The 1054-nt window shown below is 51.7% G+C and carries 1 protein-coding gene; it reads left to right on the top strand.

The features are described 5' to 3' along the window. Positions 1-994: tyrosine-type recombinase/integrase (locus tag ACFXA3_RS42935; RefSeq protein ID WP_385197053.1), on the top strand; the 994-nt coding region annotated here is incomplete at its 5' end. Positions 995-1054: the final 60 nt, after the last annotated feature.

The raw sequence follows: 1054 nt of genomic DNA, 5'->3' as shown, positions 1-1054 counted from the left end.
GTATACCGGCATGCGTCCTTCGGAGTATACCGAGCTTCTGGCTAGTTCGTGCCTTATTTTCGATGGTTCGTACTGGGTTTTGAGAAGCAATGTCAGCAAGCATGAAGACAACCTTGTAGAACTTTTCGACGACTTCTGGTTGGCTATTCCGATAGTTCGAGATGCTGTGCGTGTTGCACAACTGCTTGCCAAATATAAGAATAATGATTTTATCTTCTCGAACGTCGATACGGTGCTCTTTGGTATGCTGGGTCAGCCGCTGAGTAGTGTGGGAACCAAGGCTACACTCGATAAATTTTTCGAAAGAGTTCTGACTGCTGAGCAGTTTTCAGATCTTGAATTCAATGCTTACATGATGCGGCACACGCTAGCCTATCAGCTCTATCGTGCTGATGTGGGCCTGCCTTTCATCTCTCACCAGCTGAAGCACTTTGGCGAAATCGTAGGGGTTGGCCATTCCGAGCGGGGCTTCAGTAAGACGACTCTGGGGTACGGTGAAATCGCTGAAATGCTGACGAAAAGTGGCGGTAGGGGCGTAAGCGGCAAGTCCTTACGCCATGTCGCCGAGGTTGAGAGCATCAAGCAGCGATTCGATCCTGATGGGAGTTATGCCGGTGTGAACGCTGCAGCGCACAAGGAGCGTTTGCAGAAGGTCTTCAAAGGTTACATGGCATCCGGACACACCAAGGACGATATCTTCGAGGCCATGGCTGATCAGCACATTGCTGTCATCAGCGTGGGCCAGGGCTTCTGCTATGGCGGTGGGCCCATGGAGTTCGATGAATCGATCCCCTGCATCGGTGGGCTTCGCTGCAACCCGAACCGTTGCGAAAATGCTGTCGTCAGCAAGGCCAACGCCCCTGCCTGGCGAGATGTGTACTATCAAAACAAGAAGCTGCTGGGGAACCCTGAGTACGCCCATCTGCATGCCCAAAGCAAAGCTGCAATGGAAGAGGCCTACGGGGTGCTTGAGCTGCTGGGAGAGGAACTCTGATGACGGACTCCCACGCTTTCGATCAGAAAAACAAAGAAGATTTTGATCGTTATTCTGAGC

Origin of the sequence: Streptomyces sp. NPDC059456 (genome assembly GCF_042750055.1) — a bacterium.
Lineage (GTDB): Bacteria > Actinomycetota > Actinomycetes > Streptomycetales > Streptomycetaceae > Streptomyces.
Note: the sequence above shows the minus strand (reverse complement) of the source record. Positions and strands in the feature narration are given on the sequence as shown.